General features: G+C 71.4%; 11 protein-coding genes and 2 pseudogenes. 11 read left to right on the top strand and 2 right to left on the bottom strand.

Features of this window, described 5'->3' with window-relative positions:
- Positions 1-146: 146 nt before the first annotated feature.
- Positions 147-1,514 carry an alkaline phosphatase gene (locus ACFCV8_RS11160; RefSeq protein ID WP_376685029.1) on the top strand — a complete coding sequence of 456 codons (1,368 nt, stop codon included), beginning with the start codon at positions 147-149 and terminating at the stop codon, positions 1,512-1,514.
- Positions 1,515-1,752: 238 nt separating this feature from the next.
- Here ACFCV8_RS11160 and ACFCV8_RS11155 read toward each other — a convergent pair whose 3' ends face one another.
- Positions 1,753-4,938, bottom strand: a complete 3,186-nt coding sequence (locus ACFCV8_RS11155; RefSeq protein WP_376685028.1) for a DEAD/DEAH box helicase — start codon at positions 4,936-4,938, stop codon at positions 1,753-1,755.
- 358 nt (positions 4,939-5,296) lie between these two features.
- Positions 5,297-5,452 (bottom strand): annotated as a pseudogene (locus tag ACFCV8_RS11150) (peptidase C39 family protein); the annotation flags it as partial.
- Between the two features lie 153 nt (positions 5,453-5,605).
- Between ACFCV8_RS11150 and ACFCV8_RS11145 the strand changes: the two are divergent.
- The 10 genes and pseudogenes from ACFCV8_RS11145 to ACFCV8_RS11100 all read left to right on the top strand — a co-directional run.
- Positions 5,606-6,762: pseudogene (locus ACFCV8_RS11145) on the top strand (MFS transporter); the annotation flags it as partial.
- A 91-nt stretch (positions 6,763-6,853) separates the two neighbouring features.
- A complete protein-coding gene (locus ACFCV8_RS11140) occupies positions 6,854-7,513 on the top strand; it encodes a Crp/Fnr family transcriptional regulator (protein WP_376685027.1) in 660 nt (219 codons plus the stop codon).
- A gap of 157 nt (positions 7,514-7,670) precedes the next feature.
- Positions 7,671-8,636 carry a hypothetical protein gene (locus ACFCV8_RS11135; RefSeq protein WP_376685026.1) on the top strand — a complete coding sequence of 322 codons (966 nt, stop codon included), beginning with the start codon at positions 7,671-7,673 and terminating at the stop codon, positions 8,634-8,636.
- Positions 8,633-10,765 (top strand): hypothetical protein, encoded by a 2,133-nt coding sequence (locus ACFCV8_RS11130; RefSeq protein WP_376685025.1) that lies wholly within the window; start codon positions 8,633-8,635, stop codon positions 10,763-10,765. The genes ACFCV8_RS11135 and ACFCV8_RS11130 overlap by 4 nt, the downstream gene beginning before the upstream one ends.
- Complete coding sequence (locus ACFCV8_RS11125; RefSeq protein ID WP_376685024.1) at positions 10,762-11,649, top strand: hypothetical protein; 888 nt, start codon at positions 10,762-10,764, stop codon at positions 11,647-11,649. The genes ACFCV8_RS11130 and ACFCV8_RS11125 overlap by 4 nt, the downstream gene beginning before the upstream one ends.
- Before the next feature lie 230 nt (positions 11,650-11,879).
- Complete coding sequence (locus tag ACFCV8_RS11120; protein WP_376685023.1) at positions 11,880-12,125, top strand: S-type pyocin domain-containing protein; 246 nt, start codon at positions 11,880-11,882, stop codon at positions 12,123-12,125.
- The gene (locus ACFCV8_RS11115) at positions 12,112-14,142 is read left to right on the top strand and encodes a hypothetical protein (protein ID WP_376685022.1); all 2,031 of its coding nucleotides are present in this window, start codon (positions 12,112-12,114) and stop codon (positions 14,140-14,142) included. The genes ACFCV8_RS11120 and ACFCV8_RS11115 overlap by 14 nt, the downstream gene beginning before the upstream one ends.
- A 14-nt stretch (positions 14,143-14,156) precedes the next feature.
- Positions 14,157-14,879, top strand: a complete 723-nt coding sequence (locus ACFCV8_RS11110; protein ID WP_376685021.1) for a hypothetical protein — start codon at positions 14,157-14,159, stop codon at positions 14,877-14,879.
- Positions 14,876-15,148, top strand: a complete 273-nt coding sequence (locus ACFCV8_RS11105) for a DNA-binding protein (RefSeq protein WP_376685020.1) — start codon at positions 14,876-14,878, stop codon at positions 15,146-15,148. Before ACFCV8_RS11110 ends, ACFCV8_RS11105 begins: the two co-directional genes overlap by 4 nt.
- A gap of 43 nt (positions 15,149-15,191) precedes the next feature.
- Complete coding sequence (locus ACFCV8_RS11100) at positions 15,192-16,232, top strand: hypothetical protein (RefSeq protein ID WP_376685019.1); 1,041 nt, start codon at positions 15,192-15,194, stop codon at positions 16,230-16,232.
- The last annotated feature ends 13 nt before the right edge of the window (positions 16,233-16,245 follow it).

Genomic DNA, 16,245 nt, shown 5'->3' with positions numbered 1-16,245 from the left:
GCCGTACCGGACGGCGCTCGGGCCGCGTCCGCCATGTTCCGGAAGGACACGAGCGGCCCGGACGTCACCGGCGGTTCACCCGCCGCTGATGAGCTGTGCGCCGTCGGTGCTGCCCGCCGACCGGATCAAGGAGATTCTGCATGCCCATGAAGCGCCTGTCCCGCAAGCACCTGATGGCCACCGGCGCCGTCCTCGCCGCCACCGCCACCGCCGCCGTCGCGCTCACGGCCACGGCCGGTGCCCACGACACGAAGGATTACGCGAAGGGCGCCATCAAGAGCGGCAAGGCGAAGAACGTCATCCTGCTCATAGGTGACGGGATGGGCGACTCCGAGATCACCCTGGCCCGCGACTACACCGTGGGTGCGGCAGGCCGCCTGAACATGGACAAGTTCCCGCTGACCGGCGCGTACACCACCTACGCCGTGCACGAGGACGGTACGCCGGACTACGTCACCGACTCCGCGGCCAGCGGTTCCGGCTGGGCGACCGGTGTGAAGACCGTCAACGGCCGGATCTCCAAGACGCCGGGCACCAACAAGGCCGTGCCGACCATCCTGGAGCTGGCGCAGAAGGGCGGCTACGCCACCGGCTCGGTGACCACCGCCGAGCTGACCGACGCCACGCCGGCCGTCCTCGCCTCGCACGTCACCGACCGCTCCTGCCAGGGCCCCGCCGACATGGCCAAGTGCTCCGTCGACACCGTCGCCAAGGGCGGCCCCGGTTCCATCGCCGAGCAGAGCGTGAACCACAAGGTCGACGTCCTTCTCGGCGGCGGCAAGCAGCGCTTCGACCAGAAGATCGCCGAGGGCCGGTACAAGGGCCTGACCGTCACCGAGCAGGCGCGCAAGCTCGGCTACCAGGTCGTCACCGACGACGCCTCCCTGAAGGCGGTCAAGGGCGGCAAGCCGGTGCTCGGCCTCTTCGCCCCGGGCAACGTCCCCACCGAGTGGACCGGCAAGGCCGCCGCGCTCGGCGGGACCGACCCGCAGCGCTGCGTCACCTCCAACCCGAACCGGCCCGCCGGTACGCCGAACCTCGCCGACCAGACCGCCAAGGCCATCCAGCTCCTGGAGGCGAAGCAGAAGCGGAACCACGGCAAGCAGGGTTTCTTCCTCCAGGTCGAGGGCGCGTCGATCGACAAGCAGGACCACGCGGCCGACCCCTGCGGCCAGATCGGTGAGACCGCGGCCTTCGACCGCGCGGTGAAGACGGCTCGCGCGTACGCGGCCAAGCACCCCGACACCCTGGTCGTCACCACGGCCGACCACGGCCACAGCAGCCAGATCGTGCCGCTGGAGGCCCAGCCGCCCGGCCTGAGCTCCACGCTGATCACCGACGAGGGCCAGCCGATCAAGGTCAACTACTCGACCAACACGCCCGGCCAGTCCCAGGAGCACACCGGCACCGAGGTCCGCATCGCGGCGCAGGGCCCGCAGGCCTACCGCGTCCTGGGCGTCACCGACCAGACCGACCTGTTCGGCACGATCCGCGAGGCGCTCCGGGTCCGCTGACCCGTCGAGAGCACCGGTCCCGGGCCCCGTCGTCGCGTGGAGACATGCCGACGGGGCCCGGGGCCCTGTCGCGTCGGGCCGCCGTCCGGGATCTGTCCATGGCTTCGGCGGCGGGCCCCCGCCCGCTCCCGGCGCGGTTACGAACGCCCCTGACCGGGTCAGGTCGGGCATCGAGCACTGCGGCGCCTGCCGCGCCGACGCGCCGGGCCACGCTCCCGGAACGGCGACGGTGCCCGGATCAGGCACGGATCGCCGTGTACGCCCCGAGCCACCCCGCCGCCAGCCGGTCGGCACGGGTGAAGGCGGCCGCGCCGCGCGATCCCGCCGAGGGATCGGCCGGGTCGGCGGGCGGCAGAAGCAGCGTGGTCTCCTCGCCGTCGGCGAGGTGCAGCGCGGTGGCCGCACCGTTCCACAGGCGGATCACCGCCCCGGGCGGGGCCCACACCCGGACCTTGTCGTCCTCGACGGTGAGGCGCGTGCCGGTGACGCGCTCCGCGAGGAGGGCGCGGTAGCGGTCCGGGGGCAGGGCACAGCCACCCGGCGGTGTCGCGCCCTTCCAGTCGGGCGCGTCGACGCCCCGGGCCCGGGCCGCGTTCCACATGCGCGGGACGAGCCCCGGCGCGAGCGGAGCCGTGGCCATGCGCTCGCACATCCAGAGCAGTCGTCCGGATCCTCGGCCGGCCCCCAGGGCGCGCCAGCGGATGCGCAGCGCGAGGTCGGCGGCGACGACGGCCACCCAGGGGTGGACGGTGCCGAGCGGGCCCTGCGCGCCGAGCCAGGCCAGATACCGCTGGGCCTGCTCCAGGATGCTGATCATGGAGTCCATGGGGATGCCGAGGACGTAGGCGGGACGGCCCCGGAAGAGGTGCGGACGGGTCGCCGCGAGCAGCAGGACCGCACGGGCCAGGTCTCCGGCCTGCGGCCGCTGCTCCTCCTCGTCCTGCCCGGGTTCCCCTGCCGGGCCGAGGCTCCAGGAGTCGTCCTGCGCGTCGTCCGCGTGCTCGGCCTCACGCAGGACCCGGCGCAGGGCCGTCTTCGCCCGGTCGGTGAACGGCGCCTGTTCGAGCACGGGCAGGCAGGTACTGAGCAGGGCCGCGAGCAACTGCTCGGCGACGAGCGGTTCTTCGGGCACCGGGGCCTGCCGCAACGCCTTCGCCAGTTCGTCGGCGAGCGTGGCGTCGACCATGAAACGACTGGTCAACCGGCCCAGAGCGGTGGGCTCCAGGCGTTCCTCGTCGGCAGCGGACCGCAGGCAGCCCACGTCGGCGAGGAACTGCGCCGCCTCGTGCAGGGGTTCCACGCTGTCGTGGCCCTGGTGAGCCGCGAACGTCCCGGCCCACCAGCGCTCCGCCTCGTCGAGCGTCGACAGCCGCTCCTGCACGGCCTCGGCGAGGAGGTGGTCGGCCAAGTGCTCGTCCAGCCGTGACCGTACGGTGTACCCGGCGGCCAGCCGGGCCTGCCAGTGGGCCCGTTCGGCCGGGTCGGCGAGCAGGAAGGCCCAGCCCTCGCGCTCTCCGGCACCGATGCGCCCGGCACGGCCGAACATCTGCTGGACCATGGACACCTCGACGCGCTCCAGGCCGAGCGTGGTGTCGCTGACGATCACCGCGCGGGCGGGGAGGTTGACGCCGGCGGCCACGGTGGAGGTGGCGACCAGGATCTCCGCCTCGCGGGAGCGGAACGCCTGCTCGGCCTCCCGCTTGTACGGCCAGTCCCGGTAGTGCAGCCGTACCCCGGCCCTGGTGCACAGACGCTCCACGGCTTCGGCGTCGTCGGCGTCCACTCCGGCGGTGGGCACGCCCCGGTCGGCGGCCAGCGCGAGCGCCGTGGACCGTACCCGGCGCTTGCTGCCGCAGAAGACGAGGACGCTGCCGCCGTCCCCGGTGACCTGACGGGTGATGCGTACGGTGGCCTCGGTGCGGACGGCGGCCCGCTTCACCCAGTCCGTCTCGTCGACCGCGGGCAGGAGGGGCAGCTGCCAGGTGAGCCGGGTGGGCCGCCAGGTGGTACGGACCAGGCGGGCGCCCAGCCAGTCCGCGACCTCGTCCGCGTTGGCGACCGTCGCGGACAGGCCGACGATCCGGGTTGCCGCGCTGTCCTCCCGTACCCGGGCGAGGAGCGCTTCCAGTACGGCTCCGCGCGCCGGGTCGCCGAGCAGATGGATCTCGTCGACCACCAGGCAGCCGACCTCGTCGAGCGCGTCCCGCAGCGAGCCCGCGCGGCAGATCGCCTCGAACTTCTCGGTGGTGGCCACCCACACGTCGGCCGACCGGATCAGCTCCGTGTCCACCGCGGCCTCACCCGTCAGGCGCACCACCCGCAGCCCACGGCTGCGCCACAGCTGGAGCTCGCGGTCGAGTTCGTCGGTGAGCGAGCGCTGCGGCACCAGCCAGGCCGCCTTCCGGCCCCGGGCGTGCGCCTCCAGCGCCGCGACCATCCCGATCGGGGTCTTTCCCGCGCCCGTCGGCGCCACCACGACCAGGTGCCCCGCGCCCTCGAGCACCACCGGGACGGCGGCGGCCTGCACCGGGTTGAACGACGGGTGGGGCAGCAACTCGGCCCAGTCGGCCGGCACCAGCTCACCGGTCGGCACATAGGCGTCCCCGACGCCGTCCGGCAGTTCCTCCAGCGCGTCCCACTGGGCGGCGAAGGCGTCCCGGGCCGCCACCGCCCAGGGGCCGGCGGCGGGGGCCGATCCGTCCGGACCGACCGCGACCAGCCCGGTACGGCCGCCGGTGTCGCTGACCGTGCCGACCTCTCCGGCCTCCTCCCAGTAGCGGCTGACCCGATACGGGACATCCCGCTCCTCCAGCCGGGCCCGCAGCGCCTCGTACCGCGGGCCGTCGGGCAGGATCACCCGTACGTCCTCGGCCGCGGCGAGCGCCGCGTCGGCCGGGCGCCACTCGGGATCGGCGACCTTGCACCACGACAGGGCACGCTGCTCGGCCGCGTCGGGCACGACCAGGTCCTCCGGCCACGCCGGGCCACGGCCCGCCCGCGCCCCCGGACCCGACTGGGCCGGAACCCCGACGATCGCCGTCACGGTGGGCCCGGGCCCGTCCGGGCAGGCCCCGGGCGGAACAGGCGCGGGACGGGTCCGGGCCGGCTGCCCGGACCGGCGTGGCACGGCGTCCGTCAGCTGGTCGTACCGCTTCACGCCGAGATCCGCCAGGGTGAAGGCGGCGGGGCAGGCGGGACAGACGAGCGCCGTGTACTGGTAGGTGCGGCCCTGGGACTCGTACGGTCTGCGCAGGGCGTGCAGTTCACCGCCGCACTCCGGACAGCGGCGGTGGACGGTCTCCTCCGCATGGCCCCACCCCGGCTCCGCGAACCGCGCCGGGAATCGTCCGCCCGGCGTGACTCCCCACCGCTCCCGTGCCAGGTCGGTGACGGATCCCTGCACGTCGGCCTCGTCACTACGCATGACCAGACTGTGGCATCCCATGATCACGGCGCGCAGGCGGTTCACGAGGTTTCCCCCGGTCAAACGGCTCCTGCGGCTCGGCGTCGGTCGCCTTCGCCCGGAACGTCCGCCACGGGCCGGCCGGTCCGCACATCGCGGGAGTGCGCCGTCCGGCGGCTCGGTCCGCCCGCACACGGCCCGTCGGAGCCGCGCCGCGGAAGGGCCGCCGTGGCCTCGACGAGCGCCGTGTCCGTGCGCGGGGTTCCCGGCGGTTCGGACATCGCCCGGCCGAGGTCACGGTGGCCCGCGCTACGGCCGCCTCGCCCGGGACGGCCGGGAACACCGCCGCCGGCCGGGGCGGCCGTGCCGCCGTACGCGCTCAGAGCAGGCCGAACGAGCGGAGCACCCGGCGCTGGGCCGCCGTGGGCCGGGCCGGCCAGTAGACGTAGCAGACCCCGCCCGTACCGCCCACGACCTTGCCGCTCGCGTTGTATCGCTTGGTCCGCAGCCAGATGTTCTCCAAATGGGGGCGTCGCTTACCGCACGGCGCCCCCACGCAAATATGCTGGTCAAAGGTGCGGGACGCGTGAGGCAGATCGAGCGCAGACGCGTTGGTGCTGGCCTTCACGGGCGTCCGTTCCGGTCCGTTCGCGTGCGCCATGCTGGATCGGTGCTGACTCCGGGGCCCTCGCCGACCACACTCTCCCTGAACCCCACCACCTTCGAGGAGGGGCCCGAAACACACCCGCGCCTTCCGCGTGTTCGCGGGAGTGTCGGCGGACGGCGGAGCGATCGGCCTGCTGGCGGGCGGAGTGCTCGTCGAATGGCTCGACTGGCGCTGGGTCTTCTTCGTGGACGTGCCGATCGCCCTGATGATCGCGCCGCTGACTCCCCGTCGCGTCAAGGATTCGGAACGTCACCCCGGCCACTTCGACCTGGCGGGCGCGCTCACGTCGACCCTCGGCATGGTGGCGCTGGTGCACGGCTTCATCCGCGCGGCGCAGGAGGGATGGAGCGATCCGTAAACGATCGCCTCGTTCTGCGCCGCGTCGTCCTGCTGGCCACGTACATCCTGGTGGAACGCCGCTCCCGGCAGCCGATCCCCCGCCACATGTTCGCCGACTGGAACAGGGCGGGCACGTACGGCATCAGGCTCTGCCTGGCGGCGGCGATCTTCGGCATGTCCTTCTTACTGCGCTCTTCGTGCAGCAGGTGCTGGGCTTCAGCCCACTGGAGGCGGACCTCGCCTTCCTGCCGGTCAGTACGGTGCTCGAGGTGGTGGTCGGCCTCGCCTCCCAACTCCTGCCGAAGTACGGCTCGAAGCCCTTCATGGTCCTGGGGTCGCTCTGCCTGGCCCTGGGCCTCCTGGCTGACCCTGACGGACGTCCGCTCCACCCACAAGGGCTCGATCCTCGGCCCGATGCTGGTGTTCAGCGCGGGTATGGGCATGATGTCCGCCTCGCTGACCCTGATGGCCCTCTCCGACGTCCGGCCCGCCGAGTCCGGCGCGGCCTCCGGCCTCCTCAACGCAACCCAGCAGGTCGGCAACTCGCTGGGCCCCTCCATCCTGGTGACCGTCTCCGGCACCGCCGGCCGCAACGAGGTAGACCAGCAGATCCCGACCTTCCTCGCCCGGGCGGACCCGGCCGAGAAGGCCCTCTTCGCCCGCACCAGCCGGCTCCCGCCCGCCTGAGGCAACCCGATCCTCACCTCCGGCCTCTCGGCCGGCTTCATCGTCGCCGCCGCCTTCGCCTGGTCGCCTTCCTGGTCGCCCTCTTCGCCATCCAGGTCCGCCCCTCCGAAATAGAACGGCTCAAGGGCAGCGGGATGATGCCAGGCGGCTAAAAAGAAATAACTCGGCCGTTCTATTTGTGATGCGCGCACCGACTTGTGAATTCCATGCCCACCCGAAGCTTTTCTCCTCTAGCTTGACCGCATGAGCGAAGATGATTCCCTTCCGCCGGCTCCTCTGTGTGCTCTGGTGCCGGACGAGGAATGGGCGCGACTGACGCGGTATCCGGAGCAGACCTACCTGGCGGGCCGCGCCTTGCTGCGGCAAGGCGACCGGGGGACGCATGTGCTTGCCCTGGTGGAGGGGCTGGTGAAGGTCGTCAGGACCGAGCCCGACGGGCGGCAGCGAGTGCTCGGTTTCCGGGGGCGGGGCGAGATCCTGGGGGAGATGGCTCTTCAGCCCAAAAGCGTCCGAATGGCCGATGTGTGGGCACTGAGGAAAAGCAGGGCATGCATTGTGCCCGCACAGGATTTCCATCGCTTCGTCCAGGAAAACAAGCTCGCACCCCCCATTTTTGAATTGGCCTGGAATCGTATGCGCGAACAGGTCGAGCTGTGTGAGGGGGCTGTTCACGAACGTCTCGCCCTGGCCCTGCTCCGCCTGGTCGCGGCCGCCGGTGGAGAGAAGCCCTGCTTCTCCCTCACCAGGGAGGAGCTGGCCCAGCACATCGATGTCGGCCGCAAAGCCGTCAGCAAGGCGCTCGAACGGCTCGGCCCTAACTGCGTGAGAGCGGGAAACCGCCGGATCGAGGTGGTCAGCGTGGAGGGCCTGCGCAAGGCGGCCGGCGGCCACGCGGGCGGCTGACACCTCCGTCGGGGATGTGGTCCGCCTCACTCCCTATCGGGTCCTGCGGAACGGAACGGCTCCCCGCCCGCTGTGAAGCTCGACGTGCTCGACATCGCACGCGACAGCGTTCCCGCCCGGCCCGAGAGCGGCCGGGCGGGCTTCACGGAGGAGTGACATGCCCGAGTTCAGCAGCGCCCTACCCCAGCGGATCGCCGCCCCGTACACCCACAGCCGGCCGTTGCCTCCCTACCGGGGCATTCTGGCTGTCGATGCGAAGGACTTCACGGGCCGCCCGGCGATCGAGCACGAGGCCGTCAGCCGGGTCGTCCCCGAACTCCTCAAGACCGCGCTGCTCAGGGCCGAGCTCGGAGACCTGTGGGAGGACCGTACGTTCCCGGCCACCACCGGGGACGGCTATGTCTTCGGGTTCGACCCGGCACGCATGCCCTTCGTCATCCACCCCCTGCTGCTCGCCCTCCAGGAAGTTCTGACCGACTTCAACGTCCTCTCCCACGGGGCGGTGCCGATCAGGCTCCGCGTCAGTCTGCACGTCGGCCCGCTTCCGGAGACCGGGGACGAGTTCAGCGGCAACGGCACAGCGCGCAACGACACCCACCGGCTGCTCGACTCGCGCCCCGTCAAGGCCGTGCTCACCTCCCACAACGAGAACATCACCCACGTCGCGGCCATCCTCTCCGAGCGGTGCTACGAGGACGCGGTCGCCGGCGGGTACACGGGGCGCCACCCCGACCACTTCGTGGAGGTGGCCGCGACGGTCGAGGGTAAGTCGTTCTCCCGACGGGCGTGGCTCTACGTCCCCAAGCCCTCCGGCCCCCTCTATGAGGGCACCCCCATCGACGGCGCCGCTCCGGAACCTGTACGGGAACCCTCCCCTCGGTCCGCCGAATCGTCCGGCGACGACACGACGGCCCGTCGCACGGATGCCATCGCCGCCCCCCACGGCAACATCAACACCGGTACCCTCCACGGCGGTCAGAGCGTGCGCAATCACCACGTGGCCGGTGACCACGTGGCGGGCGACCGGATCGCCGGTGATTACGTGGAGGGCCACAAGATCGGCAAGATCCGCCGCTTGCAGGGCGATCAGGTCCGCGGCGACAAGCGCCAGGGGCGCAAGTGACGGGGAACGGGAGAACGGGGGCGGCCGGGCTGCCCGGCCCCGGACCCCTGTCCGAGGACGGGGCTCCGCGATCCGAAGCGGATTACGACATCACCGAGTTGATCGGCGGGGCGAAGGAGTGGGCGTCCGTCATCTACGCCCCCGGAGGGAACATCAACAACGGTTCCGTGTACGGCGGGCAGGGCGTACGCAACGACTCCGGGCCGGAAGGGCGGCTACGGGAAAGCAGAGTGCGCGAGGGGCCGATCCCGGACGTGGAAAGGGAGGCCGCCGCGCACGGTTTCGCACGCCCCGACTGGTTCGAAGCAGCCCTCGCGAAGCTGAAGCAGGGGCCCCTGTTCCTGGCCGGCCGACCAGGAACAGGCCGTCGTACCGCGGCGCTCAACCTGCTACGGGAGAGCTGCGGGGCTGATGCGCCGCTGCGGGCACTGGACGGCGTCACCGAACTGGACCGCTGGAAGCCCACCGACGCCTCGGCGCGGGGCTACCTGATAGACGGGCTGTTCCCCTCCCGGCCTCTTTCCCCGGTCATGCTGAGAAACGTGCGGGAGCTGCTCAAGAAGGCCCACGCGTGCATGGTGATCGTCCTGCCCGACGACACGGCCCTGCTGCACCGCCTCGAACGGGACCTCCACATCAGCGCCACCGTGTGCTCCCCGCCGTCACCCTCCCTGGTGTTCGGCAGCCGCTTCGAGGCGGTGGTGCCGGACCAGTGGGAGCGGGACCGGCTGCTGTCCGCGCTCGCCGACCGTCATGACCTGGGCGAACTTCTGGTGCCGGAGCTGGTACCCGCAGAAGTGGTGGAGCTGGTGACGGCCCTCGTCGAGGCCGACGGCGATCCGGAAGCTCTCGGCGACCTGGGGCTCCGGCTGAGCTACCGGGCCGAGCGGGAGGTCCCGGAGCTCATCAAGAGCTTGTGCGACCAGCCGGAATCACTGGCCTTCCTGCTGGCCACTTCGGTCTACGAGGGGCTGGACCAGCAGATCGTCAGGAATGAGGCCGACCGGTTGACGAAGCTGGCGGGCGACCGGCTGACGGCGGTGCTGCCCGGCACAGACGCCGACGGGGCCGCGAAGCCGGACCGGCCCAATCCGAAGTTCGTCTTCCGGCACTCCCTGACAGAACTGCTGCACGCCGTGCGCGCGGTCCGCCAGGACCGCGAGATCCGGGCGGAGGGAGCCTACTCGCACAGTGTGGAGGCTGTGGCGTTCATCAGGCATCGACAGGCCGAGGCCGTTCTCAGACATGTGTGGCGCGAGTACGGGCAGTTGTCAGAACTGCTCGTCGAGTGGTTGCGGGACGTACCCCGCTCCAGCGGGCTCGCCGGACCGGCGGGCCGGGCCATGGGACGGGTGGCGAGCTGGGGCGGCGGGCACAACGCCCTGGTGCACCTCCGGGAACTCGCCCGGTCGGACCGTGCGACCAGTCGGCTCGTCGTGGCGAACGCGCTGGGCGTCGCGGCCGAGGACCCCGTGCTCGTCGCCGAGATTCGCTACCGACTGCATCGCTGGAGCACGGCGACCGACTTCCGTCTCAGGACGACGGTGGCGCACGCATGCGGCGAGGAATTCGGCCTGGCCCGCCCCGACCTGGCCCTGCGGCTCCTTCAAAATCTCTTCCGCGCGGCACAGGTCCCGAAGGAAGAGGAGTACCAGGTGAAGGTGGCGGTGGAAGCGGCAGTCCTGCGGCTGTTCCAGGCCGGCAACGAGACGAAGGTATTCGACTTGCTCCGGAAGTGGCTAGACAACGGGGGGTACGACCAGGAGCAGGTGCTCTCCCTCTTCAGCCGAATGCTCTGGTCTCCCCAGTGGTTCATGAGGAACCTCGCCCTGTGGACGCCGGAGGCGCAGGTGCTGGCCGACCTCACGGGCCGCGCCCTGAACACGGAGAGTTCCTTCGAAACGACGTGCGGGACGTTGCTGCGCTGGGCGGAGTCGGGCCAGTGGAACGACGAACAGTTCCGGGCCGTCGAGAACCTGTTCGCGGCCATGGCCCAGTCCATGCACTCCGGTGAATTCCGATTGTTCGTGGAAATGGACCAGGCGGGTGCGAACGGCTGGCCCGGTCTCGCCACCGCCCGCGACGCGCTCCATCGGTGGCGGACCGGCGCCCACAGGGAGGCAGCATGAACGACGACGACACCACCGACCGCCTCTTTCACCGGCTGGACAGGCGGCCCTGGCGGGAGATCCTCGGCCACCGCTGGTCCGCGTCGAAGGACTGGGCGCTGGTGCTCAGGGACGAGGCGGGGGCGTACTCCTTCCTCGGCCGGCAAGGGGACCCGGAGGGTTCCGGCGCCTATGCGCCCCTGGTGGACGAGGCCCCCGCTCCCCACCTGAACGGAAAGTACAGCGACGTCTTCCGGGTGGACACGACGGAGCACGTGGACACGCGGGCGGTCGGCCTCCCCACGGTCTACGGTACGGAGTCGGTCGACCTGTGGGTCTCCTGGTGGGTCCACGACCCCGTACGCGTCGTCCGTGCGAGGAGTCTGCACGGCTGGCACCTGGTACGGACCCATCTCGCCTCTGTCCTGCGTTACTTGGCGGATGCCCAGGCCGCCTCCGGCAACGGGCTGGGGGCGCCGGAGATCATGCAGCATCTCGGTCTGCCGCAGCGCCTGGAGGAACACGGCCTGAGCTACCGGGTGTTCGACGTGCGGCTCCGGGAGAACGGTGAGGAGCTGCTTCTCGGCCAGCGGGAAAGCGACGGGGTCCGTTACTCCTGGACGACCAGCCGTCGGGGCGAGTACGAGTTCTGTCTCCAGGCCCTCCACGCCGGCCCGGTATCGCTGGCGGCACTGTGGTTGCTTCGTCACCCCGAAGAGGTGCGGCAGGTGCTGGACTGGGCGGTCGACCACCAGGATCTGCTGAGTCCGCCGCGTTCCGACTGGCAGGAGGAGCTGGCCTCCCTGCTGGGCACGTTGACCGAACAGGAGCGCAAGGAGCTCTCCAGCCTGCTGCGTGACCGGATCGGGGCGCTCGGGAGGCCGGTTCCCGGCGAGTACATCTGACCCTGGGGAATATATTCGAATATCGAACTTCTAAGCGAGTGTGTCGCCTTTCGGAGACACACTCGCTCTTCTTCTCCACGCCGTTCCGTAAACCCTTTCCGTGTGTGACTGGGGTTACTTGATTCCTGGTCCTCCGGAGCGGCTTCGGGGATGAATCCGCGGGAATCTCGACGTGTCCGAAAGGAAGGCGCCCGCACGATTCCCGGGCGCCCACGGAAGGAAAGGGCGACATGCGAGCAGAAGAACCCCAGGCCCCGGACAATGTCCTCGCGTTCCGCCGGCGACGAGAGACCACAGGCCCGGCACACGAGGCCGAGGAAGCCCCGGACGCCGCTCCCCGGGCGGCGGCCTCCCCCGCGACGGTGCTGAACGCCGAGCGCGGCATCATCAACACTGGCACCGTCCACGGCGGTCAGCACGTCACCACCGTCGGATTCTCCGGCCACACCGGCGGAGGAACCGATGGCGACAGCTGATCTCCCCAGCGAGACCGAGCCCGAGACCGAATTCGCCGAGTTCGCGATGGCTCTGGCGGGTCGGGGACCGGCGATCTGGGCCCCCAACGGCGTCATCAACACCGGATGGCTGACAGGCGGCCAGCACCAGCGGCTCGCACCTTCGGCGGAGGGCGGCGCGGTCCCGAGGCCGATACGGCAAGGCCCCGTGCGGGCGAAGCATGTGCAGGCGGCGCGGCGGCGCTTCGTGCCGCCGCCCGGCTTCGAGGAAGCCCTCGCGGTGCGCGAATCCGGCATCGTGGTGCTCGTCGGCGACGCCGGGACGGGGCGGGAAACACACGCGCTCAACCTGCTCGCGCACGGCCACGAGGCCCCCGTCCTCGTCCAGGTCGACGGAACGGCCAACCTCTCCCGGTGGTCGCCGCGCGCCCAGGGCGTGGACGGATACCTGGTGACGGAGCCCGCGGATCCCTTCGCGCTCCGGGCGTGGGACCTGGCCCGCCTCGAAGGGCTCCTGACGGAGGCGGGCGCCCGCCTCGTCATCGTCCTGGTGGAGGCCCCCGGCCTGGTGGGCGCACTGGAGGACCACCTCGGCGTGCCGGTCGTGCGCCACCGGCGGCCGGACCCCCGGAAGGTCTTCACCACCCACCTCGCGGACGGCTGCCCCGACGAGGCGGTACGCGCCCGGTTGCTGCGGGCCCTGGAACCCGGCGATCTCGACGAACTATTGCCCGACGGCCTGCCGCCACGCCACGCCGCACAGGCCGCGGACACCCTGCGGCGCCTGGGGGCGGCGGGCGGCCCGGCCTCGGGGGAGCTCATGCGCACCCTGGCCGGGGCCGAGGGCCCCGAGATCCTGGCCCGGGCCCAGCGCGATCCCGCCCTCCTGGCCTGTCTGCTCTCCCTCGGCGTCTACGGAGGGCTGCACCGTACCGTCGTGATGGAACGGGCGCGGGAACTGCTGCGGCTGGCAGGCACGGACAGGATGCGGGGCCCCGGCTCCTACCGTCATCCGGACGAGGCCCCCCCGACGAGACCACCGGCCGAGGCCCTGCGGGTCCTCGGAGCCCATCGCGTGAGCCGCGCCGATGACGAGGCCACCGACACGGTGTCCTTCTTCTGGCCCGCCGTGAGCGGGGCCGTGTGGGAGAGCCTGTGCCGGGACCGTGCGGACCTCGTGCCGGTGGTGCACGCCTGGCTCGCCGACCCCGGCCCGGAGGAGGACCAGATCGAGCGGGCCGGCCGGGCCGTCGCCGCTCTGGCGGAAGCCACGAGCGGCCAGTCCCTGGAGTTGCTGCCCGCGCTGGCCTCCGCTCCGGTCCTTCCCGCCCCGCGGGTGGCTGCGCGATGTCTGGCGACACGCTTCCGGGACCGGGCGGTGGCACAGACGGCGGCCGACCTGCTCGACCTGTGGAGCGTCACGCCCGAAGCCTCCTTGAAGCACGCTGTGGCGTACGCCTGTGAGCAGCCCGAGGGGCTCGGGGACGAGCAGGCGTTGCAACTGCTGGAAAAGCTCACGGAGACCCTGGGCGCCGGGCCGGACGATCTCTCCGTCTTCGAGGCTGCCAAGGAGGCACTCGTACGACGCTTCAACAGAGGCGACCACACCACCAGGGTGACCGTCCTGCACCGGATGCGGGACTGGGCGCGGACCGACGCCACGGCCGGCCTGCTGACCGCCTGCGCCTTTCCCGTCTTGGCCCGCACCGACCTCCTGTGGTGGAGCGGACGGGCTCTGGCCCGCGCCGGGTCGGCGGCGGTCGCCGTCCACCTCGTCGGACACTCCCTGAACGAGTCGGTCGCCTTCTCCAGCATGGGAGACGCCCTGCTCACCTGGTGCGCCGGGGCGGCCGGCACCAAGGGCCGGTCCCGGGCGGTCGCCCGGCTCCTCGACGGGCTGGTGACCGCCCGGGAGCCGGGCTTCCTCCGCTGGCTCCTGGCCGTGGAAAGAGGTCCGGACACGATGCCCGGCAAGGTACCCGCCGCCCGCGCGCTGAAGACCTGGCGGGACAACACCCCGGCCGCACAGGCCGGTTGAACAGGAGGCAACCCATGACTTTCTTCTCTCGCCCCGGCATCTTCACCACCGTAGAACGCCGGTGGGCCGACAACGGCCCCACGCCCCCGCTGCGTTTGTTCGACGGCACGGAACCGGCGGGCGTACCCCTTTCCCTGAACCGGGCCCGTGCGTTGCTCTATGACCGCACGGCATGCCCCCTGGCACGGGCTTCCCTGTGGCACCAGGTCGCGGAGCGCTTCCGGACCGGAGGGACCGACTGGCGGGAGGCCGTGGTGTGGCTGGGGCTCCAGGGGTTGCGCCGCAACGCGTCCCGAATCACCTGGTGCCGCCGTGCCGACCGCGAGGACGTCGAGGCGGAGCTCGTCACCTGCTACCTCGAAGAGCTGGCGAAGCTGGAGCCGCGGGACCCTGAACCCGGGAGGACGGTGCTGCGGGCGGCCTGTTCCCGCGCCTGGGAGGTCTGGCGCGACACGCACCGCGAGAACACGGTGGAGAACGTGGAACGCGCGGGCGGCACTTCTCCCGGCGCGGGCAGCGACGACGTCTGGCGGGCGGACTACGACCCGGCCCCGCACTGGTCGGGGCTCTCCGCGAGCCTGCGGATCTCCGTACCCGCGCACCGTGTCGAAGGCGTACGGATCGGCGCCCTCGCCAGTGCCTGGGGCGTGGCCGGTACAGCCACGAGCGTCGGGCACTCCGGCCGGGGCCGCCGGGTCGCCACCCTCTCCCTGCGCCGGGTCGGGAGGAGGGGATGAGCGGCCGCCACAACACCCCCCTCACCTTCCGCGAGATCTTCGACCTGCCGGTGAGCGTCGACCTGCGCACGGCGGCCCGGGCGTTCGGGATGTGCATGGACACCGCCTACCGGTTGGTCGCCCGTGACGAGTTCCCCTGTCCCACTGTGCCCGTCGGCCGCCGCCACCGGGTGCGGACCGTGGAACTGCTGGCCGCGCTGGGCATCGAGGAGCGTCCCGTCTTCGCCGACGAGATCGCCGACGGCGTGGCACTCACGCTCTTCGACTGACCCCTTTCCCGCCCTGCCGGACCACCACCGAAAGGAATCCACCATGCCCACCTGCCTCGTCATCGACGGGACCGCGACCATCACCTACTCCGCCGCCCCCTGCCTCCCGGAGGCGCGCCACCGGTCCGTCGTCCTCCACGAGGAGATCGTGCGCCCGGTATGCGAACAACTCGGCCTCACCCTGCTGAGGGCGGGCAGCCTCGCCGAGGCCGGCCTGCCCCTGGACCAACTGCTGCACCTGCTCACTGAGGCGGACGTCGTCGTCGCGGACCTCGGCGGTTCCGACCCGGAGCTGGCCTTCGCCTTCGGCGCGCGCCACGCGCTCGGCCGGCGCACCGTCCACGTCACCCAGGACGCCGAGTGCCGTCCCGCCCCCGGGACGGTGCTCCACCTGGCCTTCCCTTCCCACCCGGGCGGCACCGCCACTGCCCGGAAGCAGCTGCTGGACACGCTGGCGGCGGACCCGCTGCGGACGGACGGCCCGATCGAGACGGGCTCCGCGACCGGAATGGAAAGCGGCCCCGACGAGAACCTCCCGGGCATGTTCGATCTGATCGTGGAGGCCGAGACCCAGCTGGAGGTACTCGCCGACGACATGGCCGACGTGGACGCGGCCATGTCGGACCTCACGGAGCTCATGATGCTCCTTGGGGAGGAAATGACCCAGGCCAACCACTCCGGGGCCCCAGCGAGCAAGAGGATGGCCGTGGTGAACCGTCTGGCCAAGGCCATCGAGGGACCGACCGGAGAACTGGAGGCTGCGGCGGACCGCCTCGTCGAACGTATGCGCACCTCCTGCACCGCCTTCCAGGCATTCCTGGACTGGCTGGCCGCCACTCCTCCCGCCGAATGGCCGGAGGACGCGGAGGAAGCGCTGGAACAGATCGCCTCGATGGACTGGGGCGCCGAGATCGAATCGGCTTCCGTCCAGGAAGGCATGGCCATGATCAATATGCTCGGTGCCGCCAGCCGCCTTATGCGCCGCCCCGCACGCAGGATCACGTCGGCCTTCCGAAAAATGGTCCACAGCATCACCATGATGCAGGAACTGCACTCCATGGCAGTGGAGTTGCGTCGCTCCTGAACAGTGCCCCCGG

This window comes from Streptomyces sp. NPDC056347, from assembly GCF_042262625.1.
Classification (GTDB): Bacteria; Actinomycetota; Actinomycetes; order Streptomycetales; family Streptomycetaceae; genus Streptomyces.
The sequence above is the reverse complement of the archived record's forward strand: the minus strand, read 5'-3'. Positions and strand labels throughout refer to the sequence as shown.

Coding starts and splice junctions, on each gene's coding strand:
- ACFCV8_RS11160 (WP_376685029.1), top strand. CDS start 147: ATGAAGCGCCTGTCCCGCAAGCACCTGATGGCCACCGGCGCCGTCCTC.
- ACFCV8_RS11155 (WP_376685028.1), bottom strand. CDS start 4,938: ATGCGTAGTGACGAGGCCGACGTGCAGGGATCCGTCACCGACCTGGCA.
- ACFCV8_RS11140 (WP_376685027.1), top strand. CDS start 6,854: ATGAGCGAAGATGATTCCCTTCCGCCGGCTCCTCTGTGTGCTCTGGTG.
- ACFCV8_RS11135 (WP_376685026.1), top strand. CDS start 7,671: ATGCCCGAGTTCAGCAGCGCCCTACCCCAGCGGATCGCCGCCCCGTAC.
- ACFCV8_RS11125 (WP_376685024.1), top strand. CDS start 10,762: ATGAACGACGACGACACCACCGACCGCCTCTTTCACCGGCTGGACAGG.
- ACFCV8_RS11120 (WP_376685023.1), top strand. CDS start 11,880: ATGCGAGCAGAAGAACCCCAGGCCCCGGACAATGTCCTCGCGTTCCGC.
- ACFCV8_RS11115 (WP_376685022.1), top strand. CDS start 12,112: ATGGCGACAGCTGATCTCCCCAGCGAGACCGAGCCCGAGACCGAATTC.
- ACFCV8_RS11110 (WP_376685021.1), top strand. CDS start 14,157: ATGACTTTCTTCTCTCGCCCCGGCATCTTCACCACCGTAGAACGCCGG.
- ACFCV8_RS11105 (WP_376685020.1), top strand. CDS start 14,876: ATGAGCGGCCGCCACAACACCCCCCTCACCTTCCGCGAGATCTTCGAC.
- ACFCV8_RS11100 (WP_376685019.1), top strand. CDS start 15,192: ATGCCCACCTGCCTCGTCATCGACGGGACCGCGACCATCACCTACTCC.